Here is a 24,395-nt window from a genome sequence, read left to right on the forward strand (position 1 = left end):
GCGAAATTGGGCGCCGCGGTCATGGTGCCCTTGTACTTGTCGATGAGCTTGGCCCACAGCAGGGTGTCGCGCAGGAAGTCCATCGGCGTGACCTTGACCAGTTCGGCGCCGAAGTACATCGGAATGGTCAGGAAGCCCACCATGCCCATGTCGTGGAAGCAGGGCAACCAGCTGACCATCACATCTTTGGTCACGTCGTAATCGGCGCCGAGGAACATCGCCTCAGCGTTGGAGTAGATGTTGCGGTGAGTGATCACCACGGCCTTCGGGGAACCGGTCGAACCGGATGTCAGCTGCATCAGCGCGACGTCATCCTCGGAGGTTTCCACCGCCTCGATCGGTTCAGCTGCCAACAGGTCCTCGACGGTCAACACAGTGATACCGCGCTCGGCGAGCACCGGGCCGGCGACCAGGAACGGTTCGGAGATCACAACCGCTTTCGCGGCGATCATCTCGATCACGTTGGTGGTGTCCGCCGCCCAATGCACCAGATCGGTGCGGGGCGTCGGCTGGTGCAGCATGGTGATGCTGGCACCGCGCATCCACAGCGCCTGGGCGGTCGGAGCGATCTCCACCGGCGCTCCGGCCAGGACACCCACCGCATCGCCGGGGCCGACCCCCGCGGCGGCCAGACCGCCGGCGATCCGGGCGGCCCGTTCATGAACCTCACGCCAGGTATGGCGAACCGGTTCGTGCGGTTCCCCGGTCACCATGCCCTTGGAACTCGTCATGGCACTGTGGATCATCTTGTCGGTAAACCGGCTCACGACGACCTCCTCGGCGTCCGGCGCAACATCCTGAGTGCCATGCTCCGCTGACCTTGGGTCCGTACCACGGCGGCACGCCCGTAGGCCAGCGCAACTTTTCGGCCTCGGACGATCTTAAACTACTCTTAAGTAGCGGGAAACTACCCTCGCCGCGATGCCACGAGGCAGTTCAGTCGGGGACATTTCAGTCGCTGACCGGAACCACCCGCGCGCCGTGCACCGGGCCGCTGGCCACCCGCACCGTCCGGCACACACCTGCGCCGGCCAGTTCGGTGCCGACATCCACCGCGCTGGCTGCGGAGGCGCAGAGGAACGCGCAGGTGGGGCCCGAACCCGACACGATTCCGGCCAGCGCCCCGGCCTCGGTACCTGCCCGCAGGGTGCGGCGCAGGTTCGGCTCCAAGCTCAGGGCAGCGGGCTGCAGATCATTACCCAGCAGCGGGGCCAGCTGGTGCGGATCCCCGGCCGACAGTGCGGTCAGCAGCGGCTCGGGGTCGGAGAGTCGCGCCGGGCCGCCGGCCTCGCGCAACCGATCGATCTCGCCGTACACCGCGGCCGTCGACAGTCCGGCGGCTCCGAAGGCCAGCACCCAGTGAAAGGTGCTGCGGGCCAGCACGGTGGTGAGCTCTTCACCGCGGCCGGTCCCCAGCGCGGTGCCACCGTGCAGCGCGAACGGCACGTCGCTGCCCAGCTTGGCGGCCATCGCATGCAGGTCGCGGCGCGGGACACCCAATTCCCAGAGCTCGTTCATCGCGACGAGCACCGCCGCGGCGTCGGCACTGCCGCCTGCCATACCGCCGGCCACCGGGATGGACTTGGCGATGGTGATCTCGACGTCGGCTGCCCGGCCGACGTGGTCGGCCATCAGCTCGGCCGCCTGCCAGGCCAGGTTGCGTTCGTCGGTGGGCACCTGGTCGGCGCCCTCACCGAACATCTGCAGCGAGAGCAGATCGGCCTCCCGCACGGTGACCTCATCGGACAGTGAGACGGCGTGGAAGACGGTGGCGAGTTCGTGGTAGCCATCGTCGCGGCGGTCACCGACACCGAGATACAGGTTGACCTTGCCGGGCACCCGCACCGTCACCGAACCGGTGGGCACCCACTCGGTCGCGGTATTTCCAGTGGTGTGGGGCACCGCAGAAGGGTAGCGAAAAAAACGGGGGGATCAGCTCAGCTGAGCAGACTGCTCCCCGGCCGCCGGAATCCTTTCGGCCGCCGGAATCGCCTTGCCGGAGCGTTGCAGTAGCCGGACGAAATCGGCGACGGTCAGCGTCTCGCCCCGCCGGGCCGGGTCGATACTGGCCGCCAGCAACATCTCGGCGGAATCGTTGCCGGAACCGGCCCACTCCAGGAAGGCGTTACGCACCGTCTTGCGGCGCTGGCCGAAGGCGGTATCGATCAGCTCGAAGACCTGCTTGCGGAAGGCGTCGTCGGTGGGCCACGGCGCGGTCTCGTGGCGGTCGATGCGCACCAGTCCGGAGTAGACCCGCGGGATCGGCCAGAACACCGTCGGCGAGACCGATCCGTAGCGCCGGACGTTGCCGAAGAAGCGGGCCTTCACACTGGGCACCCCGTACTCCTTGCCTCCGGGTTCGGCGGCAAGGCGCTCGGCCACCTCAGCCTGGACCATGACCATGACGGTGCGAATGCTCGGGAACTCCGCGAGCAGGTGCATCAGGGCCGGGACGGCGATGTTGTAGGGCAGATTGGCGACAACCGCCGTCGGCTCCTCGGTGAGGTCGACACGGGTCAGGCCGAGGATGTCGCGATTGAGCACGGTCAGTCGGTGAATCTCGCTGTGCGAGTGGTCGGCCACCGTCTTGGGCAGCCGCCCGGCGAGCACCGAATCGATCTCGACGGCGGTCACCGTGGCGCCACGATCGAGAATCGCAAGAGTCAGCGAGCCGAGGCCGGGACCGACCTCGAGCACGTGATCGTTCTTGTTGATCCCGGAGGCCGACACGATGCGGCGCAGGGTGTTGGCGTCATGGACGAAGTTCTGGCCGAGCGACTTGCGCGGCCGGAAGTCGAGTTCCTTGGCTAAGTTCCGGATCTCGGTCCGGCTCAGCAACCGGATTGTCATTACCGTCTACCTCCCGCAGACCGGCCATGCACCCCAGCCCTGCCGGGCCCGGGTCACTTCGGCGATCGCGATCTGCTCGTCTCTGGTTGCCAGATCCGCCCGGGCTGCGTATCGAAGACCGCCGTTGCGCTCCCAGGTGTTCTGGTCAAACTGCACCCCACCGTAATACCCGTTGCCGGTGTTGATGGCCCAATTGTTTCCTGACTCGCAGGCGGCGATGGAATCCCAGCGGGCACCGTTGGTCACCGGGGGCACCTCGGTGCCGGGCTTGGCACCCACCCGCAGCACCGAGTCCCGGGCCGGGGTGACGACGGTGCTGGCAACCGGCAGCCGTCCCGTCGGGGCTCCGTTGACCATCGCCACGGCGAAGGTGACGTCAGCGATCCCGGGCGTGCCCGGATCCTCGACCACCTGGCGGCTCATATTCATCGTCGGGTCCTCCACCCGCCGGGCGACCGGAGCCAGCGGTACCCGCTCGGTCACCTTCACGATGCGCATCCGGACCACCTGAATCGTCATACCGTCGACCACCGGGGACGACGCCGCGGGCACCACGCTGTCACGCTCCTGCAGGGGCGCGCCGGCGGCGGCCAGCAGCGCACCGACGTTCGGGGCGGCCAGCCGAACGGAACTGATGACGCCGCCGTCGTTGATCTGCACCGTCTTGGCGCTGACCACCGGAAGGGCCATACCGGCCAGCGGGAGCCGGCTGCCGCGCGAGGCCACCGCCGGGGCGGTGTCGGTCATCGCGAGCTGAGCCAGGGCCTCGTCGACGGTCGCGGCAGTGGTCCAGATCTGCCTGGGCTCCCGGCCGTCCAGCGAGATTTCCAGCGGGCGGCTGCGTCGCACCACGATGGTGTCGGCGTTGCGGACGGTGCGCTCCGCGGCGGGCGACACCTCGTCGCGCTCACCGAGCGTCAGGCCGCTCTCCGCCACGATGTCGGCGACCCGGGACTTCATCGTGGTCACGACGACAGGTTTGCCGTCCAGGTTCAGCGTCACGGTCTTGCGGGAGGTCAGCGCAAACACCCCGGCCGTGGCCAGCGTGACGAGCAGGGCGGCAACGATGGCGCGCAGGGCCCCGGACCGGGACTCATGGAGCTTGACCAACGAATTCACTGACAACCCTGCCTCGACACCGCGCTTACATCACAGGACGGTAACGAAGTCGGGCGCGATCCGCCACACGGTCCGACAGTTTCAGCAAACCCTTATCCGGCAGTCAGTCCAGTTCGTAAACGCGCCGGGCGTTGAGGAAGGTCTGCTCAGCAACGTCCTGGGCGGGCCGGTCCAGAAGATCGGCGAGTGCCCGAACGGTGTAGGGCAGGCAGTACGGCTCGTTGGGCGCACCCCGGAACGGGTGCGGGGTGAGGAACGGCGCGTCGGTCTCCACCAGCAACTGATCGGGCGGAATGAGGGCGGCCGCCTCCCGCAGTGCATGTGCGTTGGTGAAGCTGACGGTCCCGGACAGGCTCAGCAGCCAGCCCTGCCCGAGGCAGGTGCGGGCCATCTCCGGACCCGAGGAGAAGCAGTGAAAGATCACCCGGTCCGGCGCCCCTTCGGCGCGCAGGACGTCGAGCACCTCGGCGTCGGCCTCGCGGTTGTGGATCATCAGCGGTTTACCGGTTCGCTTGGCCAGGTCGATATGCCAGGCGAAGGCCTCGCGCTGTCGCTGCGGGGTCGCGCAGCCGTCCAGCCGGCCCGGCCAGTACAGGTCCATTCCGGTCTCGCCGATGGCCACCACCCGCGGTTGTACCGCCAGCCGCTCGATCTCGGACCGGGCGGTGTCGGTCAGGGCGTCGGCGCGGGTGGGGTGCAGGGCCACCGCGGCGTAGAGCCGGTCGTCCCAGCCGGATGCCGCGCCGACCCAGCGCGCAGAGTCGAGGTCGTCGGCGATTGTCACCACCGCCGAGACCCCTACCGCCGCGGCCCGATCCAAGATGGCGCGAACGTCGGCGGCCGTCCTGACACCGCAGGCGTCCAGGTGGGTGTGCGCGTCGATCAACGGCGCCAGCGGCTCGGGGGCCGGTGGCGGTTGACGCTCCGCACGCTTGCTGCTCACCGCCACACCCTAAGGTTATGTGCGTTATGAGCGAGCCCTTCTACGTGACCACAGCGATCGCCTACCCCAACGGCGCGCCGCACGTCGGGCATGCTTACGAGTACATCGCCACCGACGCGATCGCCCGGTTCAAGCGGCTCGACGGTTTCGACGTCCGCTTCCTCACCGGCACCGACGAACACGGCCTGAAGATGTCCCAGACCGCTGCCGTCGAGGGCATTCCCACCGCCGAACTCGCGCGCCGCAACTCCGATGCCTTCGAGCGCCTCGAGGAGTTACTCAACGTCTCCTTCGACCGGTTCATCCGCACCACCGACCCGGATCACTACGCGGCGTCCACGGCGATCTGGCAGCGGATGGCCGAGCGCGGCGATATCTACCTCGACGCCTACTCCGGTTGGTATTCGGTGCGCGACGAGAGGTTCTTCACCGAAGCCGAAACAACCCTGCACGGCGACGGCACCCGGATCGCGACCGAGACCGGCACCCCGGTCACCTGGACCGAGGAGCAGACCTACTTCTTTCGGCTCTCGGCCTACGCCGAGCCACTGCTGGCGCATTACGCGGCGAACCCGGACTTCATCGCTCCGGAGGTTCGCCGCAACGAGGTGGTCAGCTTCGTCTCCGGCGGGCTGCGGGACCTGTCGATCTCGCGGACGTCCTTCGACTGGGGCGTCCCGGTCCCCGGCGACCCTGCACATGTGATGTACGTCTGGGTCGACGCTCTGACCAACTACCTGACCGGCGCCGGCTTCCCGGACACCGATTCAGCTCTCTACCAACGGTATTGGCCGGCCGATCTGCACATGATCGGCAAGGACATCATCCGCTTCCACGCCGTGTATTGGCCGGCTTTTCTCATGTCGGCTGGAATCCCGTTGCCCCGCAGGGTTTTTGCCCACGGTTTTCTCTACAACCGCGGCGAGAAGATGAGCAAGTCGGTGGGTAACGTCGTCGACCCGGTGTCACTGGTGGAGACCTTCGGGGTGGACCCGGTGCGCTATTTCCTGCTGCGCGAGGTGCCGTTCGGACAGGACGGAAGCTACAGCGAGGACGGCATCATCGGCCGGATCAACTCGGACCTGGCCAACGAACTGGGCAACCTCGCTCAGCGCTCACTGTCGATGGTGAACAAGAACCTTGACGCCCGGGTGCCCGAGCCAGGCGCGTTGCGCGCCGAGGACTCCGAACTGCTGAGTGTGGCGGACGGATTGCTGGAACGCGTACGCGCAGCCTTCGATGAGCAGGCCATGCATCTGGGCCTGGAGGCGATCTGGCTGATGCTGGGCGCGGCCAACCGGTACTTCTCCGCCCAGGAGCCATGGGTGCTGCGCAAGTCCGAGGCATCCGCCGACCAGGAGCGGTTCCGCACGGTGCTCTACGTCACCCTGGAGGCGGTACGGATCGCCGCTCTGCTGGTGCAGCCGGTGATGCCGACCTCAGCCGGCCGCCTGCTCGACCTGCTCGGCCAGCACGCGGACGGTCGCGACTTCACCTCACTGGCAACCAGACTCGCCCCGGGCACCGAACTGCCGGCACCTGTCGGGGTCTTCCCCCGCTACGAACCACCGGCCGACTAGACACCCGCCGGCCATGCACGTCGAGCTGCTCGGTGACATCGGCCCGCCCGCCGAAGTGCTGCGACGGCTGGGCGGCGCCGCACACCGCCTGAACCTGCCTCCGCCGGCCGCACTGGTCGGCGAGTGGTTCGGTTCCGGTGCGGTGATCGCCCCGAGTCTGGCCGTGCGACAGGTTGATCCGGCCGCGGTGTTCGACGTACCGGCCGGGAACCGGACCGATGCGGTTGGTGGCGGGTGGATCGGATATCTGTCCTATCCGGATGCCGGATCTGATGGAGTCCCGGCCCTGCTGCCTGAAGCGGCCGGGGGGTGGACCGACTGCGTGCTGCGCCTGGACACCGACGGCCGCTGGTGGTTCGAGAGCCTGTCCGGGGCGGCAGCATCGGACTGGGTGGTGGCGGCGTTGACCGAACGGCCATACCGGAGCGACTGCGAAATCATCTGGGCGAAGCCTGATTTCACCAACCACCAGCAGGCGGTGGCGTGCTGCCTGGAGGCGATCAGAGCCGGCGAGGTCTATCAGGCCTGCGTGTGCACTCAGTTCACCGGAACCGTCAGCGGTGCGCCGTTGGATTTCTTCGCCGACGCGGTGGCGCGCACTGCACCGGCCCGGGCGGCATATCTGGCCGGGGACTGGGGTGCGGTCGCCTCACTGTCACCGGAACTGTTCCTGCGCCGCACCGGTAGTCAGGTCAGTTCCAGCCCGATCAAGGGCACCCTGCCTCTACATGCCGAACCTGCTGAACTGCGCGCATCTGTCAAGGATGTCGCCGAGAACATCATGATCGTCGACCTGGTTCGCAACGACCTCGGTCACGTCGCGGTCACCGGCTCCGTCACGGTGCCGGAACTGTTGACGGTGCGCCAGGCACCCGGGGTCTGGCATCTGGTCTCCACGGTAGCCGCCGTCGTACCCGTCGAGGTGCCGATGTCGGCGCTGTTGGATGCCGCCTTCCCGCCGGCCTCGGTCACGGGAACACCGAAAACCAGAGCGCGGCAGCTGATCTCAGAATGGGAGTCTCGCCGGCGGGGGGTGTACTGCGGCACCGTTGGGATGGCCTCACCGGTGGCCGGATGTGAGCTCAACGTGGCCATCCGAACCGTCGAATTCGATACACACGGCCACGCGGTGCTCGGTGTCGGCGGCGGGATCACCGCAGATTCGGATCCGGTCGCGGAGTGGCAGGAATGCCTCGACAAGGCCGCCGCGATCGTCGGTCACGCGTCTGAATACCCCGAGTCGCCACGCTCCCGGCCACCGGGTCGGGAGCGCAGCACCGCGTCGTAGAGCTCCCGCCGGGACGGCGATCCCGGGTGCGCGTGCACCACCGCCGCGCAGGCGTCCTTGATCCGCATCCCGTCCTCGATGAGTGCGCCCACCGCGGTCACCATCGAGTCCATATCAGCGACCGGTGCGGCGCCGGCGAGCACCACGGTGATCTCACCGAGTACGCCGCCGATCGCCCACTCGGCGAGTTCGGCCAGCGTTCCGCGGCGGATCTCCTCGTGCACCTTCGTCAGCTCCCGGCATACGGCCGCGCGCCGGTCACCGCCCAACTCCTCGACCGCGTCCTGCAGACATTCGGCCAGCCGGCGGGGGGACTCGAAGAACACCGTGGTGCGCGGCTCGACTGCCAGCCCGGCCAGCCAGCCGCGGCGCGCCGACCGCTTACGTGGCGGGAAGCCTTCGAAGCAGAACCGGTCCGAGGGCAGGCCGGAGACCGCGAGCGCGGTGGTGACCGCCGACGGTCCGGGCAGGCAGCTGACCGTCAGCCCTGCCGCGGCGCACGCCGACACCAGCCGGTAGCCGGGATCGCTGACCAACGGCATGCCGGCGTCACTGACCACCAGGACGGTCGCGCCGGCGATGATCTCCTCGAGCAGGGCCGGGACCCGGGCCGCCTCGTTCTGGTCGAACAGGCTCACGACGCGGCCGCCGATCGTCACGTCCAGCGAGCGGGCCAGGATGCGCACCCGGCGGGTGTCCTCGGCGGCGACGACGTCGGCGGTGCGCAACGCCTCCACCAGACGTTTGGAGGCGTCATCCGGCTGCCCTAATGGGGTGGCCCCGAGGAGCAGCCGGCCGGTCACACCCCACACCCTACGATTGACCGGGTGACCATGACGGCCGACGACCTCGACGCGCCCCTGCGCGACGTGCCGGTCGTGAGTCCCGGGCCGCTGGTCCCGGCCGCAGACTTCGGGCCGACCGACCGGCTTCAGGGGTGGGCCGCGACCGCGTTGATCACCGCGCTGGCCGCGATCACCCGATTCCTGAACCTGGGCTCTCCGACCGACGCCGGCACGCCGATCTTCGACGAGAAGCACTACGCCCCGCAGGCCTGGCAGCTGCTGCACAACTACGGCGTTGAGGACAACCCCGGCTTCGGTCTGATCGTGCACCCACCAGCCGGTAAGCAGCTGATCGCACTCGGCGAGGCGCTGTTCGGCTACACCGGTCTGGGCTGGCGATTCACCGCCGCGGTGTTCGGCGTGTTGCTGGTGGCACTGGTGGTGCGCATCGTGCGGCGTATCAGCCGCTCGACGGTACTCGGGGCGATCGCCGGGTTGCTGCTGATCGCCGACGGCGTCAGCTTCGTCGCCGCCCGCACCGCCCTGCTCGACATCTTCCTCACCGTATTCGTCGTTGCCGCCTTCGGCGCACTCATGGTTGACCGCGATCAGGTCCGAGAGCGCATGCACATCGCCTTCATCGAAGGCCGTATAGCCGAAACACCCTGGGGCCCAAGGCTTGGTGTTCGGTGGTGGCGGTTCGGCGCGGGCGTGTTGCTCGGTCTGTCGATCGCGACGAAGTGGTCCGGGCTGTTCTTCATCGTGTTCTTTGGACTGATGACCCTGGGCACCGATGTCGCCGCGCGGCGGTCCTACCGGGTGCCGCGGCCGTGGCTGGGCGTGCTGCGCCGTGACCTCGGACCTCTGGCGTGGGCGTTCGGAGTGATCCCGCCGGCGATATATCTGCTGAGCTACGCACCGTGGTTCGCCTCGGAGACCGCGGTCAACCGCTACGAGGCCGGCCAGTCGATCGGTGAGCGGCGCTGGTACCAGTTTCCCGACGCGATCCGGTCGCTGTGGCACTACACCTATAAGGCGTACGACTTCCATTCCGGGCTGACCAATGCCGCGGGCAACCACCACCCGTGGGAGTCCAAACCGTGGACCTGGCCGATGTCATTGCGCCCGGTGCTCTACGCGATCGACAACGAGAACGTTCCCGGTTGCGGACAGGCCTCCTGCGTCAAGGCGGTGATGCTGGTCGGCACCCCGACGATGTGGTGGCTGGCCGTGCCGGTGTTGCTCTACGCGTTGTGGCGGGCGTTCGTCCGGCACGACTGGCGGTACGGGGTCATCCTGGTCGGCTACTGCGCGGGCTGGCTGCCGTGGTTCGCCGATATCGACCGGCAGATGTACTTCTTCTATGCCGTCACGATGGCGCCGTTCCTGGTGATGGCTATCGCGCTGATCCTCGGCGACATCCTCTATGCGCCGAGCAATCGCGACGCCGAACGTCGAACGCTGGGCGTGATCGCCGTCTGTTGCTATCTGGCGCTGGTCATCACGAATTTCGTCTGGCTCTTCCCGATCCTCACCGGGATACCGATCTCACAGGGCACCTGGAACATGGAGATGTGGCTGCCCAGTTGGCGCTGAGCCCCCGCCGCGGGTGAGGGGCTGAGATGGCGTTCGCAGGCTCAGAGCGGGTCGCGGGCGGCCGGACAGGACATGCACCGTGGCCCACCCCGGCCGGTGCCCAGTTCTGCGGCGGCAATGGGCAGCACCTCGATGCCGGCGTCCTGCAAGCGGGCATTGGTCTCGGTGTTGCGCTCGTAGGCAACGACCACACCGGGTGAGATCGCCAGTGTGTTGTTGCCGTCATCCCACTGCTCGCGTTCGGCAGTCACCGGGTCGAGCCCGGTGTCGATGACGCGAAGCTTGTCGATGCCCATCGCCTCGGCGGCGGCGCACACGAACGGCGCCTCGTCGAGAATCCTGATGCCCTCCCCAGTGCGCTTGAGGGTGAACGCCGTCAGCGTGTCCTTGATAGCCGGGTACATCACCACCGCGTCGCGGTCGACCATGGTGCACACCGTGTCCAAGTGCATCGTGGCCCGCTGCTGGGCGATCGGCACTGCGAGCACGGTGTGCGCCAGATCGTCGTCGAAAAGGCTGCGCGCCAGGGCTTCCGCACCTGCCGGGGTGGTCCGCTCCCCTACTCCGACCGCGACCACTCCGGCGGACAGCAGCAGAACGTCTCCACCCTCTACCGGGGCCGTACGCGACTCGTAGGCACGTCGCACCCCGAGAAAACGCGGGTGGTGGGCATAGATGAGATCGGTGAGCGAGGTCTCGCGGACCCGTGCCGCCAGCGCCAGCGAGGTGATGGCGACACGCGGTCCGATCCAGAACGACGAGTCGCGGGTGAACATCAGGTTCGGTAGCGGGTCGATGGCGAAATCACCGCCGCGATGCATCCGTCGCACCAGGGAGGTGTCGATCGCATCCCCCAGCGACAGCTCACCGAATGTCATTCCGGCCATCAGCACCCGCGCCAACTCGGAGGCCGCCAGAGTCCGCAGAAAGCCGGCGAGTTCCTGCGCGAGCGGCACACCGAGCCGGCGGCTGTCCACCGCGGCGGCGATGCCCTGAACACGGGCCGCGCCACTGGCGAGCGCCTCGGCCAGCAGGTCGGCGACCAGGAGCACCTCCACCCCGCGGGAACGCAGCAGGGCGGCGAAGGCGTCGTGCTCATCCTGGGCCCGGGCAACCCAGGGCACGCCGTCGAAGAGCAGCGCATCGTTATTGCGCGGGGTCAGGCGCTGCAACTCGGCATCCGGGCGATGCAGGATGACCGAGCGCAGTGCGCCGACCTCCGAGTCGACGCCCAGGGTTTCGGTCACAGCGTGAACGGTATCGCCCCGCCCGGCCGAACCGGAGGCAATCGAACGTGTGTGCGATATCCTACCGGTGTGGCTGTAGCGGTTCAGGGCTCACTGTTTGAGCACAGCGAGCGTCGCGATCTGGGCAGGGGCGCCTGGATCGAATGGCGCTCCGGCTGGGCCGGCGATCCCGACGACCTGTTCGCCGAACTGATGACGGCGGTGCCCTGGCGCGCTGAGCGACGCACGATGTACGACCGGGTGCTCGACGTGCCGCGCCTGGTGAGCTTTCACGATCTCACCGCCACCCCGCCGCCCCACCCGGCGATCGCGGGACTGCGCCGGCGCCTCAACGACATCTACGCCGGGGAGTTGGGTGAGCCGTTCACCAGTGCCGGCTTCTGCCTGTACCGGGACGGGTCGGACAGCGTGGCGTGGCACGGGGACACCATCGGACGAAGCAGCACCGAGGACACCATGGTCGCGGTGATCAGCCTCGGTGCATCCCGGATGTTCGCGTTGCGTCCACGCGGTGGCGGGCCCTCGCTGCGGTTACCGCAGCATCACGGCGACCTGTTGGTGATGGGCGGTTCCTGTCAGCGCACCTGGGAACACGCCGTGCCGAAGACCACTGTGCCGACCGGACCCAGGATCAGCGTGCAGTTTCGGCCGCGCAACGTGCGCTGAATCTACTTACGGATCGCGTTGACTCCGGCGATCAGCAAATCGCGGGCACGCTGGGTGTTAACCGGAACAACCGGTTTATCTTGCAGCACAAGGGGATTAGCCGAAACAATCACCTGGTAGTTACCGAAGTGCGCTGAGTAGTTGAAGACCTCACCGGTGCGGGGCTTGCCGTCGATCACCGTCTGCACAACCCGGTGTACGCCGATGGTCTTGGTCCCATCGATCCTGGGCACCTCCACCGCATCCACGGTTCCGCGTAGCGGTCCGCCGACGAAGGACACTTTCTGGCAATCCGGTCCGGGCTCCACTACGGGCACCGGCTCATTGGTCTCCAGGGCGATGACGACGAAGCGGTTACCCTCGCCCTCGGCGGAGACAGCGGACATATTGCCCTCGGTTCCAGCGGGCACCAGTTGCCCGGTGGCGAACGTGCCGCAGGATGCCGGCTGGAAGACGATGCCGTCCGGAAGTTTCTGACCGGCCAGGACTTTGGGGTCGATACCGGTGGGCGCGATCTCAGTGAGGCGGAACTGCGGACCGAAACTCGCTTTGATATCCGCGATCCTGCTCAGGTCTGCGGTCGGGCCACGATCCTCAGACTGTCCACCGCACCCGGCGACCACACCGGCACACACCGCCGCGACCACCACCGCCCGCATCATCATCGCGGCCAATCTACTTCATGTCGCGGACTTCACGCCGCGGCCCGATCAGCGGTTCAGCCGCCAGATGTCGGTGGATAGCACTGTGGCGAAAGAACACCACAGTGGATACGGCGCCAGAGCGGCGCCCAGCTTGGGGTCGGCGTCGGCCGCGCGGCGGACCAGATCGGCGCTGCTGGCCGTCAGAAGTGCGGCCGCGGCCGCCGACAGCGCCAGACGGTGCCTTCCGTAGAAGATCCAACTCCAGCCGGCGTTGAGCACCAGATTCGCACCGAGTGCCACGACGTAGGCCACTGCCTTTTCGTCGTCGCCATCGGCGCGGAACCGGTTGATGGCCGCCGCGGACGTGGCGGCGATATCGACGTACAGCGTTGTCCAGGCGATCGGGAAGACGACGTTGGGCGGGACGTACCGCGGTTTGCGGATCGTGGTGTACCAGCCCTCGACGCCATCCCGGCTGGTCGCACTTCCAACCGCGGCCGCTGCCGCAGTGGCCACTGCCGTTGCTATGAATGCTTTGCGCATCTCCCCAACCTACCTGCACTGCGGGACCGGGATCGATGCGTTCGGCTTCGTGCCGTAGTGGCTCTAACCCACTGCGCGCAGGACTTGTCGTGTGACAGAACGGATCTGATCGGCGATCTCCGCGTCGATACCGAACTCGGACGGCTCCGGGACATCGAACTCGGTGAGCACCACACCGGGCTCGTCACGTTCGTATTCCGCGCCGAACTTGTCGAGGATGGCGCGCATCCGCAGGTTGTCGGCGAGTAGCCGGGCGGTGAACCGCCGAACCCCGCCGACCTTCGCCGAGATGCTCAGCGCGGCCATCAGGAAATTGCCGATGCCCAGCCCCTGGTAGTCGTCGGCGACGATGAACGCGATCTCGGCGGCGCCCGAGTCGTCGACGTCGCGAACGAAGCGCACATCGGCGACCACCGGACCGTCCGCACCGTCGACGAGCACCCAAACGAAATGGTCGATGTAGTCGACCTGAAACAGGTATTCCATCAGCGCCGCACTCGGCGCGCGGGTGGACATGAAACGGCGGTAGAGGGTCTCCGTGGAGAACTGCACCGAGGGATGATTGGACCGCTCGCTGTCGCCCGGCAGCACCGGACGAAGGAGAAGTTCGGTCTCATCCTTGAACAGGACGGGGATCGGCGTCACGAATGCCGCGAGACGCTGTCTCGCGGTACGCAGCAGCCGCTCGCTGACACCGGGCAGGTCGGCCAGTGCACCGAAGGCCTTCTCATCGCCGATGTAGCCCGACAAGGTCTCGGCCGCTGTGACGGTGGCGGTGCGGGGCTTATCGCGGAGCAGGGCGATCTCGCCGACGATCACGCCGGCGGAAACCTCGTCGAGCACCACAGAGCCGTCATCGGAGGTGTGGATAACCTCGGCCCTGCCGGATTGGATCAGGATGAACGAGACCGCCTGTTCACCCTGGCGCATCAGGACCTGACCACGTTCGGCCCGCAACGGCCGCATCCGAGTTGCCAGGCTATGCAGTTGCTCGGAGGAACAATCCTCGAAGAGCGCCATCTCGGCCAGAGCCTCGGCGCGCAGCGCTACCAGTTGTGGGCTCTGTTCCAAGGATGCGGCCAGCCCGTCATCGCGTTCTGCCGTCATGGGTCTAGCTTCCCTCAGTTCGCGAGCAGGTTCACAATCCCGCTGAAAGCCTTCGGTAGTGCGTGCGCCGCCGGAACGATCAGGGAACGGACCGGTTTGAGCCCACTCGCCTCCAGCAGACCGGCGGTCAGGAACCGATAGCGACGGGACATCTGACGCCAGCTGTGATCGTAGCCGCCGGGATTGTCGGCCAGCACGGATTGGACCAATACCTCCGCCCCGCCGAAGGCGATGCCGAGCCCTTCGCCGGTAAGCGCGTCCACATACCCGGCGGCGTCACCGACGAGTAGGACCCGACCGGCAACCCGGGCGCGTACCCGCTGGCGCAACGGACCGGCAGCCCGGTCCGAACCGTGCGAGGCACCCGACAATCGCTCTTCCAGCCTCGGGAATTCGATCAGATGATCGCCGAACTTGCCCTGCTCCGAGGAGAGGATCGCGACGCCCACACAGTTGTCCGCCACCGGCGTGACATAGGCCTCGGTCCGGGTTTCCGATGACCAGTACACCTGGACGGTATCGCTCCAGGGTGCGATCTCGAAGTGCCGGCGAATCCCCCACCGGCGCCTGCCCCGACTCGGAAGGCTCAGACCCAGCGCGCGCCGGATGGGCGAGTGCAGACCGTCCGCCGCGGCCAGATACCGGGCTTGGAGACCGCCGCAGGACACCGAGGTCTCGTCCTGGGTGATCTCGCCGACGTCGCCCTCGATGATGCGCACACCGGCTGCGGTCGCGGCATCGGACAGCGCCTCGTGCAGTGCGGTGCGCCGCATGCCCAAACCGCTGCCGCCACGGAAGTCGGCCCGCACACTGCGGGTGGCATCCAGGTAGGTGATGCCGTGGAAAGCCTTGCCGTGCGGGACGACTCCAAGCGCTCGGAGATGCCCGACCGTGTGCGGCATCATGCCCTCACCGCATGCCTTGTCGATGGGGCCGCGGCGGCGGTCGATGACGACGGCCTCCAGCCCGGCCTGGGTGGCATACATCGCAGTCGCCAGGCCTGCCGGCCCGCCGCCGGCCACCAGAAGGTCGATCATGCCAGCCTCGCCAGAGCGGAGTTCTCAACGGCGATCCGCCGGTTGAGCAGAACAGCATTGAGGGCGGTGAAGACCACAGCGGTGATCCAGGCCGTGTGTACCAGTGGCAGCGCGAAACCCTCGGCGATCACCGCGACGTAGTTGGGGTGCGAGAAGAACCGGTAGGGGCCGCCGGTCACCCGAGGCGCCCCGGGTACGACGACAACGCGGGTGTTCCACTGCGTGCCGAGCGTGGTGATGCACCACCAGCGCAACAACTGTGCAGCGACGACGATCGCGAGCATCGACCAGCCGAGGACGGGCAGGAACGGACGGTTCAGCAGGTACACCTCGGCCAGACAGCCGACCAGGAATCCGGTGTGGAGCGTCACCATCGCCGGATAGTGACCGGAGCCGAACTCCACACCGCCATGCGCCCGGCTCCAGGCCAGATTGCGTTTGGCGACGACGAGTTCGACGAGCCGCTCGACGGCGACAACGCCGACGAGAAGTGTGAACCAGGCGAGCGAGGTCATCGCGAACCGCCCGTCAGTGCCACTGCAGCAGAAGCAATTCCGAGCAGAATCCGGGACCCATTGCCATCATCACGCCGGGTCCGGCCGGCGGGGTCTTGGCGATCGTGTCGTGCAGAACGTGCAGAACTGACGACGACGAGAGGTTGCCGACCTCGGCCAGCGATCGCCAGGTGAGCTCGAGGGCGTCATCGGAGAGATCGAGGCTCTCCACGATGGCCTCGATCACCTTCGGTCCACCGGGATGGCTGACCCAGGTGCCGATATCGTCGAGAGTGAGGTCGTGGTCGCCCAGCAATCCGGTGACGTCGGCACGCAGGTAGCGGCTGACGACCTCCGGGACGTCCGGTGAGAGCACCAGTTCGAAGCCCTTCGGCCCGATATCCCAGCCCATGGTGCGCTGGGTGTCCGGGTACAGGTGGCTGCGGGTGTCGATGACGGTCGGCCCGCCGGCGCGGATCTTTTCAGCGCGGCGCTCACCGACGGCGACCACCGCAGCGGCGCCATCGCCGAAGAGCGCTCCACCGACCAGACCGGCGATCTCGGCCGTCAGCGCCGGGAAGGTCAGCGAGCACAGCTCGACCGACAGCAGCACCGCCACCCCGTCGGGATCACCTTTGAGGTAGTCATGCAGACGCGCGATACCCGCCGCACCCGCGACGCAGCCGAGGCCGAACATCGGGACCCGGCGCACATCGGGCCGCAGGCCCATCCGGGCGGCGACCCGGGCTTCCAGCGAGGGCACCATGATCCCGGTGACGGTCGTCGACATCACCATGTCGACGTCCTCGGGCTCCAGTCCCGCCTCGTCGAGGGCGGCGGTCAGCGACTTGCAGGCGAGTTCAACGGCGTGCTCGATGAACAGGTCATTGGCTTCGCCGAAGTCGTTCAGGCCGGGGTAGGCCTCGATCGGCAACACCAGGTGCCGGTGGCCGACCTTGGCGGAACTGTGCAGGCTGCGCACGATCTTCTCGTGGCCGGCGAAGGCCGGGAACTTGAGGAAGGCGTCGGTGATCTCGGCCTGGCTGTAGCGGTTCGGGGGCAGGGCGCCCTGAACTCCTGCGATCACACTTTTGGGCCCGATCGGTTTCGGACCGAGTTTGCTCGACATGCTATTCATTATGCCTCGACCCCAGCGAACACACCCTTACCGTTCGCTGACGGCAGAGCTAATAGTGGCGTTCATCACTGCTTTTTCGGCCGGGGCAACCAGTAGGGCACGGTGCGGGCATAGGCCTCGAACGCGGATCCGTAGATTCGCCGGTAGCGGGCCTCCTTCAGCAGCGGAGCCGCTACGCAGTACGCCGTCAGAGTGCCGGCGAGGACCAGCTGATCGGGCGTCCAGGTCGGAACAGTCCACAGCGTCAGCGTGAAGGCGACATAGATCGGCTGGCGGGTGAACCGGAAGAGCCCGGTCACCGGCATGGGCGGGTAGACCGGCTTACGGCCACGCAGCAGGGCAACCCACCCCAGGCTGCCGGTCTGCAACCCCAGGCCGGCGTCGGCCATCGACTTACCCAGCAGCAGCCAGGAGATCCCGTAGAGGCAGGTCATCACGACCAGCACCGGTCCGCCGGCCTGCCACCAGATCGTTCCGGTCGGGGACCAGAACGCGAAGAGCAGGAACACCTGGACCGCGGCGATTGTCGCGTAGGTCGTCGTCGACAGCGTGGATCCGGCACCCCGCGGCGGCATTCGCGCCATCAGCGCCCTGCCGCGGGCGGTGAGCAACAGCGAGTGGGTGGCAGCGAACTGTGCGAGCAAAGCGGCGTTGGTAATCCAGTTCCACGGCGTGGGAACCGATCCCAGCGATCGGCTCATGCCGAAGAACATCGCCAGCATCATGGTGAGCACCCCGGCGACAAAAGACGCGTGGCAGACCACTCCGTAACACAGCGCTATGACAGTCCTACTGCCACTTACCCGAACATCGTCACGCGGCGTCATCTGTCACACCGAACCCCTGCATTGCGGCACCGACTGAGACGACGGCCCAACACGTAGCCTAGCCGCATGGGACTGAGGAAGCGGTTGCCGATGCTGCGCTGGTCGATTCTGCGTGCCGGCATCGGCATCCGGAAGTTCAATTCGACCGGCCAGTTGGGCGACGGGCGGGAGTCGGCCGCAGCCGACTACGTCGTGGACCACGCGCGCCCGGGCGATATCGACGACGTTCTGGCCGCCATCGACCGCTACTCGTACGAAAAGTCCTTCCTGGTCAACGTCGGCGATGAGAAGGGCAGGCTGCTCGCTGCGGCGGTCCGGCGGTCGAACCCGCGACTGGTGCTGGAGTTGGGCACCTACTGCGGCTACGGCGCATTGCTGATCGCCCGGTCCGCCCCTGACGCTCGGGTGTTCTCCGTGGAGTTGTCGGCCGCCAATGCTGAAGTCGCGCGGCGCATCTGGACCCACGCCGGTGTCGCGGACCGCATCACGTGTGTAGTCGGCACCATCGGCGACTCGGGACGAACACTGGACAGATTGCAGTCCGAGCACGGCTTCACCCCCGGTGCGTTGGACTTCCTCTTCATCGATCATGACAAGAACGCCTACCTGGCCGACCTGCTGACCATCGTCGATCGTGGCTGGCTGCATCCCGGCTCAGTCGTGGTCGCCGACAACGTCGGTTTCCCCGGATCCCCGAAGTATCGCGCATATATGCGCGATCACCAGGACAAGGGTTGGCGGACGAAAGAGCACCGCACCCATGTCGAGTATCAGACGCTGATGCCCGATCTCGTGCTCGAGTCCGATTACCTCGGGTAGTCCGCCTTCTGGGCCGGGCCTTCCTCGCTGATACCCAGCCGGGCATGGAGTTTCACCAACGGCTTGGGCGCCCACCAATTCCACTTGCCCATCACATGCATGAACGCGGGTACCAGAACCAGACGCACCATGGTCGCGTCCATCAGCACTGCCAGGGTCAGACCGACGCCGAACAACCGCATCACAGCCACCTTGGCGGCCGCCAGTGCGGCGAATGAGATCGCCATGATCAGGGCCGCGGCCGTGATGACGCGGCCGGTACGGGCCAGGCCCAGTGCCACACTCTCGTCATTGTCGGCGGACCCCTGCGGGGAAGCCAACCAGAACTCCCGGATCCTCGACACCAGGAAGACCTCGTAGTCCATCGACAGCCCGAATGCGATACAGAACAGCAGCACCGGCATGTTGGCAACCAGGGTTCCGGTCGGCGTGGTGCCGAGTGCGCCGAAGTGTCCTTCCTGGAAGATCCACACCATCGCGCCGAACGCGGCGCTCAGCGAGAGCATGTTGAGTATCAGTGCCTTGACCGGCAGCACCACGCTGCCGGTGAGCAGGAACAACAGCACCAGCATGATGGCCGCGATCAGGCCCAGCACCAGGGGCAGCCGGGAGACGATGGCGTCAACGCTGTCGCGGTTGGTCTGCGCCAGCCCGGCGAACTCCACCGCGCGCCCACCCGGTGTGGCGATCGCGTGCAGCCGGTCGAGTTGGGTTTCGGAGGGTGTGGAGAACAGCGCCGCGGTGCTGCTGACCGTGACCAGAGCGCTGCCATCGGCGATCCCGGTTGCGGCGATCGGCGGTCCGACGGGCTTTCCGTTGATATACGCACCCGTCGGCCCCGACACTGATGACACATCGGCCACCCGGGAGAGTTCGGCGGCGTAGCGGCCGATCTCTTCGGGACTCAGGCCGGTGGCATCCGGAATGACGATCGGCACGGCACTATCGGAGTCGTTGGCGAATTCGGTGCGCAGCAGATCGCCGACCTGATGGGCCGACGCCGACTTGGGCAGCACCCGGTCATCGGGAAAACCGGGGCGAACACCGAAGAACGGCGCACCGAGCACACCGAGCACGACCACGGTGGCGAGACCGATCGGAACGGCATGGCGCATCACGAATTTCGCTGTGCGATACCAGAATTCCTCATGCCAGGGACGCGCCGCCGGTTCGGGCCGACCGAGCATCTTTCGCAGCAGGCGCCGGACGTTGAGCGCGTCGATGCGATCACCGAGCAACATGATGGCCGCCGGCGTGACTAGAACGGCGGCACCGGCCGCGAAGGCGACGGTGGCAACACCGGCGTAGGCGAACGATCGCAGGAAGTTCATCGGGAACAGCACCATCACAGCCATCGACAACGCGACGGTGACGGCTGAGAACAGCACGGTGCGGCCGGCCGTCGCCATCATCGTGATGACGGCCTGTTCGCGCTGCGCCCCGCCGGCCAATTCGTCGCGGTAGCGGCTGATCATCAGCAGGGTGTAGTCGATCGCCAGTGCCAAACCCATTGCGGTGGTCAGGTTCAGCGCGAAGATCGAGACATCGGTGAAGAAGGTGACGGTGCGCAGCACGGCCAGCGAGCCGAGGATCGCCATGACACCCACGCCGATCGGCAGCGCGGCGGTCAGCGCCCCGCCGAACACCCAGATCAGCACCAGGAAGCTCAGCGGTACCACGATCGCCTCCAGCATCAACAGATCGCGCTGTGACTGCTGGGTGACCTGCAGGTTGACCATCGCCGTACCGCCGGCGCGGACCTCGATGCCGTTCCGGTCGCCGACGACGGAGTCGGTCAGCTCCCGGGTGTAGGTCTGCTGCTGCGCCTCGGTGCCCACGATGCCGGTGGCGATCAGACCGGACTTGCGGTCGCTGCTCACCAGCGCCGAGGCGGCCTCACGTGGGGACGTCCATGCGGAGCTGATGGTGGCGACGTGGCCGGAACGCTTCAACTCATCGATGACACCGGTTGCCACCGCGCGCGCCGCGGGGCTGTCGAAACGATCCGGCGCTGTGACGACGATGACCAGCGGCACGTCACCCTGACCGAATTTCTTGGTCAGCACTTCGGCGGCGCGGGAGGACTGCGCCGTGGGGTCTCCGAACCCGCTCGGTGAAAGGTGTTGGGCCACCGGGACACCGAAAACGCCGATGGCTGCCGCCAGAAAAGCGGCGATAAGCAGCACCCGGCGGGGTGCGGCAATGGCGATCTCGGCGATGCGGCGCAACATGGGCGTCAGGCGGCCGCGGTCCGGACTGAGACCTGCGTAGGGCCGCCAGGCAACCCCGAGGCGGGGGCAGCCGGGGCGGTCTGCTGTTTGCGCGCCATTTGCTGAGACTACCTGCGTCCGTCCTTGAGATGTTCACCCCGGGGGACGCTCCATACCGGCCCGACGCGGGCACCTGCGGTGCGATACTCGCTCCACCAAGGCTGTCGGGGATGGCCGGATTTCATACATCGGGGAAATACACATGAGTGATGTCATCAACACGCCGGCCCAGCGGGCCGCAGCGGAGGACACCCGGACCGGGATGAGTGCCGAGGCGCTGCGTCAGGCGATCGAGGACCACCTCCGCTACACCCTGGGACGCCCGGCCGCACTGCTGGAGCCCAAGCACTACTACCACGCACTGGCGCTGGCGGTACGGGACCGGATGCAGGACCGGTGGGCCGCAACCACCCAGACCTACGTCGACCTCAGCCGGAAGGTGACGGCCTACCTCTCGGCGGAGTTCCTGCTCGGGCCGCATCTGGGCAACAACCTGCTCAACCTACAGATCGAGGACCAGGCCCGCACGGCACTGGCCGCCCTGGGCCAGGACATCGACGAGGTCCTGGCCTGCGAGCAGGAACCGGGGCTCGGTAATGGCGGGCTCGGCCGGTTGGCGGCCTGCTACCTGGATTCGCTGGCCACCCTCGAGCGGCCCGCCGTCGGTTACGGGATTCGCTACGAGTTCGGCATCTTCGATCAGGAGATCCATGATGGCTGGCAGGTGGAGAAGACCGATAACTGGCTCGCCGAACCCAATCCGTGGGAGATCGCCAAACCGGAGATCAACTATCAGGTGGGCTGGGGCGGCCGCACCGAGCGTCACATCGATGCCCAGGGCCGCGAGCGTGTCCGGTGGATTCCCGAACGAATCGCCAAGGGGCTGCACTACGGCACGCCGATCCAGGGCTACGGCGTCAACACGTGCAACACCCTGATCCTGTGGAGTGCGACCGCGATCCAGTCCCTGGTGCTCGACGCCTTCAACGCGGGCGACTACTACAACGCGGTACGCGAGGAGGTCGTCTCCTCGACCATCACCAAGGTGCTCTACCCGAACGATCAGCCGGAGGTGGGCAAGCAGTTGCGGCTGGCCCAGCAGTACTTCTTCGTGTCCTGCTCACTGCAGGACATCCTGCACCTACTCGAAGACCTGGCCGGCCTGGACGTAGACGAGCTCCCCAACCGGGTCGCCGTGCAGCTCAACGACACCCACCCGTCGATCGCGGTCGCCGAGCTGATGCGACTGCTCATCGACGAACGCGGACTGGAATGGGACAAGGCCTGGGGCATCACCGTGGCAACCATGGCCTACACCAATCACACGCTGCTGCCCGAAGCACTCGAAACCTGGCCCCTGTCGATGTTCGCCCAGTTCCTACCGCGACACCTGGAGATCATCTACGAGATCAATCGCCGGTTCCTCGACGAGGTTCGCGCGGCATTCCCCGGTGACGCCGATCGCGTACGGCGGATGTCGCTGATCGGCGAGGACGGCACCAAGTGCGTCCGGATGGCACATCTGGCCACCGTCGGCAGCCACGCCATCAACGGGGTCGCAGCACTGCACTCCGAGTTACTCAAAGACACTGTGCTCAAAGACTTCTACGAGCTGTGGCCTGAGCGATTCAGCAACAAGACCAACGGTGTCACACCCCGTCGCTTCGTTGGTCTGGCCAATCCCGGTCTGCGCCAACTGCTTGACGAGACCATCGGAACCGGCTGGCTGACCGACCTTAATCGGCTCCGCGCGCTGGAACCGCTGGCCGATGACCCCGGTTTCCAGCGCAAGTGGCGGGCAGTGAAGCGGGAGAACAAGGCTCGGCTCGCCCGCTATGTCGCTGAGCAGACCGGCATCGAACTGAACCCGGACTGGCTCTTCGACGTTCAGGTCAAGCGTATTCACGAGTACAAGCGCCAGCATCTCAACGTCCTGCACATCATCAGCGTTTACCACCGGCTCAAGCAGAATCCCGGTCTCGATATCCCCCCGCGCGCTTGGGTTTTCGGCGGCAAAGCCGCCCCGGGCTATCACATGGCAAAACTCATGATCAAGCTGATCAACTCGGTCGGCGAGACGGTCAACGCCGATCCGGACGTCAACGACCGGATGCGGGTCGCGTTTGTTCCCAACTTCAACGTGCAGAACGGTCAGCTGATCTACCCCGCAGCTGATCTCTCCGAGCAGATCTCCACCGCCGGAAAGGAAGCCTCCGGCACCGGCAACATGAAGTTCATGATCAACGGCGCGCTCACCATCGGCACCCTCGACGGGGCCAATGTCGAGATGCGCGAGGAAGCCGGCCCGGAGAACTTCTTCCTGTTCGGCTTGACCGTCGACGATGTCGACGAGCTCTACAAGAGCTACCGGCCCCGCGACTACATCGAACGCAATGCCGAACTCGCCGCGGTCCTCGGCCTGATCGCCGACGGCACGTTCTCACATGGGGACACCGACGTGTTTGCCCCGCTGGTGGGGAACCTGACCAACCATGACCACTTCCTGGTGCTCGCCGACTACGCCGACTACATCCGCTGCCAGCATGAGGTCAGCGCCGCCTGGCAGGACACCGAGTTGTGGACCCGGATGTCGATCCTCAACAGCGCACGCAGCGGCAAGTTCTCCTCTGACCGCTCGATCGCCGAGTACTGCGACGACATCTGGGATGTCGAACCGGTATCCATCGACATCAAGGATTAGGCCACCGCAACCTCTGGTACCGGCCCGGATGAGCCCGCGGACTGCGGCGATAGCGCTCGAGTAGAGGACCCGGCGAAGGGCCCTTAGGATCGCGAACATGGGACAGCGTAAGACCGCAACGGAACCGGGCGACATGCTGACCCCTAAACTGCGGTATCGCACCATCCACGGCTACCGTCGGGCCTTCCGGATTGCCGGTTCGGGGCCGGCCCTTCTGCTGATTCACGGTATCGGCGACAACTCCACGACATGGGAACCGGTGCACAGTGAACTGGCGAAGCGGTTCACCGTGATCGCTCCAGATCTGTTGGGGCACGGTAAATCCGACAAGCCTCGGGCCGATTACTCGGTGGCCGCCTACGCCAACGGTATGCGCGACCTGCTCAGTGTGCTCGACATCGACAGAGTCACGGTGGTCGGGCATTCACTCGGTGGTGGCGTGGCCATGCAATTCGCCTACCAGTTCCCGCAATTGGTGGAGCGGATGATCCTGGTGGGGGCCGGCGGCGTCACCAGGGACGTGAACATCGCGCTGCGATTTGCCGCGCTGCCGATCGGCGGCGAAGCGCTGGCGCTGTTGCGCCTGCCGTTGGTGCTGCCCGCCCTGCAGGTGGCCGGACACCTGGTTGGGGCGATGTTCGGATCGACCAGATTCGGCCGCGACATTCCCAATATGCTGCGCATCCTGGCCGATCTCCCCGAGCCCACAGCGTCGGCGGCCTTCACCCGCACGCTGCGCGC

22 protein-coding genes are annotated in these 24,395 nt (G+C 66.7%); 7 read left to right on the forward strand and 15 right to left on the reverse strand.

Going from position 1 to position 24,395, the window contains the following annotated elements:
• From ACR2JI_RS10195 to ACR2JI_RS10215, 5 genes are all read right to left on the reverse strand, one after another.
• Positions 1-767 (reverse strand): AMP-binding protein (locus ACR2JI_RS10195; RefSeq protein WP_526389957.1); only part of this gene is annotated, 767 nt, incomplete at its 3' end.
• A 184-nt stretch (positions 768-951) separates the two neighbouring features.
• Positions 952-1,902, reverse strand: a complete 951-nt coding sequence (locus ACR2JI_RS10200) for a 4-(cytidine 5'-diphospho)-2-C-methyl-D-erythritol kinase (protein ID WP_526389958.1) — start codon at positions 1,900-1,902, stop codon at positions 952-954.
• Positions 1,903-1,932: 30 nt separating this feature from the next.
• Complete coding sequence (gene rsmA, locus ACR2JI_RS10205) at positions 1,933-2,850, reverse strand: 16S rRNA (adenine(1518)-N(6)/adenine(1519)-N(6))-dimethyltransferase RsmA (protein WP_526389959.1); 918 nt, start codon at positions 2,848-2,850, stop codon at positions 1,933-1,935.
• 6 nt (positions 2,851-2,856) lie between these two features.
• Positions 2,857-3,969: a transglycosylase family protein gene (locus ACR2JI_RS10210; protein ID WP_526389960.1), complete on the reverse strand. Its 1,113-nt coding sequence runs from the start codon at positions 3,967-3,969 to the stop codon at positions 2,857-2,859.
• Between the two features lie 103 nt (positions 3,970-4,072).
• Positions 4,073-4,912, reverse strand: coding sequence for a TatD family hydrolase (locus tag ACR2JI_RS10215; RefSeq protein WP_526389961.1), 840 nt, complete (start codon positions 4,910-4,912; stop codon positions 4,073-4,075).
• A 26-nt stretch (positions 4,913-4,938) separates the two neighbouring features.
• Between ACR2JI_RS10215 and metG the strand changes: the two genes are divergently transcribed.
• Positions 4,939-6,492 (forward strand): methionine--tRNA ligase, encoded by a 1,554-nt coding sequence (gene metG / locus ACR2JI_RS10220; protein WP_526389962.1) that lies wholly within the window; start codon positions 4,939-4,941, stop codon positions 6,490-6,492.
• A gap of 13 nt (positions 6,493-6,505) precedes the next feature.
• A complete protein-coding gene (locus ACR2JI_RS10225) occupies positions 6,506-7,780 on the forward strand; it encodes an aminodeoxychorismate synthase component I (RefSeq protein WP_526389963.1) in 1,275 nt (424 codons plus the stop codon).
• On the opposite strand, the gene rsmI is transcribed toward ACR2JI_RS10225, so the two are convergent.
• Positions 7,711-8,583: a 16S rRNA (cytidine(1402)-2'-O)-methyltransferase gene (rsmI, locus tag ACR2JI_RS10230; RefSeq protein ID WP_526389964.1), complete on the reverse strand. Its 873-nt coding sequence runs from the start codon at positions 8,581-8,583 to the stop codon at positions 7,711-7,713. The two genes, ACR2JI_RS10225 and rsmI, sit on opposite strands and share 70 nt — an antisense overlap.
• 30 nt (positions 8,584-8,613) lie before the next feature.
• Between rsmI and ACR2JI_RS10235 the strand changes: the two genes are divergently transcribed.
• Entirely contained in the window at positions 8,614-10,161 is a 1,548-nt protein-coding gene (locus ACR2JI_RS10235) for a dolichyl-phosphate-mannose--protein mannosyltransferase (protein ID WP_526389977.1), read from the forward strand.
• 41 nt (positions 10,162-10,202) lie between these two features.
• On the opposite strand, the gene arcA is transcribed toward ACR2JI_RS10235, so the two are convergent.
• A complete protein-coding gene (arcA, locus tag ACR2JI_RS10240) occupies positions 10,203-11,408 on the reverse strand; it encodes an arginine deiminase (RefSeq protein ID WP_526389965.1) in 1,206 nt (401 codons plus the stop codon).
• 69 nt (positions 11,409-11,477) lie between these two features.
• On the opposite strand from arcA, the gene ACR2JI_RS10245 reads away from it, so the two are divergent.
• On the forward strand, positions 11,478-12,074 hold the full coding sequence (locus ACR2JI_RS10245; RefSeq protein WP_526389966.1) for an alpha-ketoglutarate-dependent dioxygenase AlkB: 597 nt from the start codon (positions 11,478-11,480) through the stop codon (positions 12,072-12,074).
• 2 nt (positions 12,075-12,076) lie between these two features.
• Here the strand turns inward: ACR2JI_RS10245 and ACR2JI_RS10250 are convergent, their stop codons facing one another.
• From ACR2JI_RS10250 to ACR2JI_RS10280, 7 genes are all read right to left on the reverse strand, one after another.
• Positions 12,077-12,733: a DUF5642 family protein gene (locus ACR2JI_RS10250; RefSeq protein ID WP_526389978.1), complete on the reverse strand. Its 657-nt coding sequence runs from the start codon at positions 12,731-12,733 to the stop codon at positions 12,077-12,079.
• A 51-nt stretch (positions 12,734-12,784) separates the two neighbouring features.
• Positions 12,785-13,261, reverse strand: a complete 477-nt coding sequence (locus ACR2JI_RS10255; RefSeq protein WP_526389967.1) for a TspO/MBR family protein — start codon at positions 13,259-13,261, stop codon at positions 12,785-12,787.
• 63 nt (positions 13,262-13,324) lie between these two features.
• Positions 13,325-14,368 (reverse strand): acetyltransferase Pat, encoded by a 1,044-nt coding sequence (pat, locus tag ACR2JI_RS10260; protein ID WP_526389968.1) that lies wholly within the window; start codon positions 14,366-14,368, stop codon positions 13,325-13,327.
• 14 nt (positions 14,369-14,382) lie between these two features.
• Positions 14,383-15,405 (reverse strand): NAD(P)/FAD-dependent oxidoreductase, encoded by a 1,023-nt coding sequence (locus tag ACR2JI_RS10265; RefSeq protein ID WP_526389969.1) that lies wholly within the window; start codon positions 15,403-15,405, stop codon positions 14,383-14,385.
• A complete protein-coding gene (locus ACR2JI_RS10270; RefSeq protein WP_526389970.1) occupies positions 15,402-15,920 on the reverse strand; it encodes an isoprenylcysteine carboxyl methyltransferase family protein in 519 nt (172 codons plus the stop codon). Before ACR2JI_RS10270 ends, ACR2JI_RS10265 begins: the two co-directional genes overlap by 4 nt.
• A 13-nt stretch (positions 15,921-15,933) precedes the next feature.
• The gene (locus tag ACR2JI_RS10275) at positions 15,934-17,028 is read right to left on the reverse strand and encodes a type III polyketide synthase (protein WP_526389971.1); all 1,095 of its coding nucleotides are present in this window, start codon (positions 17,026-17,028) and stop codon (positions 15,934-15,936) included.
• 74 nt (positions 17,029-17,102) lie between these two features.
• Positions 17,103-17,864 (reverse strand): methyltransferase family protein, encoded by a 762-nt coding sequence (locus ACR2JI_RS10280; protein ID WP_526389972.1) that lies wholly within the window; start codon positions 17,862-17,864, stop codon positions 17,103-17,105.
• A gap of 66 nt (positions 17,865-17,930) precedes the next feature.
• Here ACR2JI_RS10280 and ACR2JI_RS10285 point away from each other — a divergent pair, with 66 nt between their 5' ends.
• On the forward strand, positions 17,931-18,683 hold the full coding sequence (locus ACR2JI_RS10285; protein WP_526389973.1) for an O-methyltransferase: 753 nt from the start codon (positions 17,931-17,933) through the stop codon (positions 18,681-18,683).
• Here ACR2JI_RS10285 and ACR2JI_RS10290 read toward each other — a convergent pair.
• On the reverse strand, positions 18,671-20,914 hold the full coding sequence (locus ACR2JI_RS10290) for an MMPL family transporter (RefSeq protein ID WP_526389974.1): 2,244 nt from the start codon (positions 20,912-20,914) through the stop codon (positions 18,671-18,673). The genes ACR2JI_RS10285 and ACR2JI_RS10290 overlap by 13 nt on opposite strands.
• Positions 20,915-21,155: 241 nt before the next feature.
• On the opposite strand from ACR2JI_RS10290, the gene ACR2JI_RS10295 reads away from it, so the two are divergent.
• A complete protein-coding gene (locus tag ACR2JI_RS10295) occupies positions 21,156-23,654 on the forward strand; it encodes a glycogen/starch/alpha-glucan phosphorylase (protein ID WP_526389975.1) in 2,499 nt (832 codons plus the stop codon).
• 97 nt (positions 23,655-23,751) lie between these two features.
• On the forward strand, positions 23,752-24,395 hold a 644-nt coding region (locus tag ACR2JI_RS10300; RefSeq protein WP_526389976.1), incomplete at its 3' end, for an alpha/beta fold hydrolase.

The sequence above is a fragment of the Mycobacterium sp. genome, assembly GCF_051006775.1.
Lineage (GTDB): Bacteria > Actinomycetota > Actinomycetes > Mycobacteriales > Mycobacteriaceae > Mycobacterium.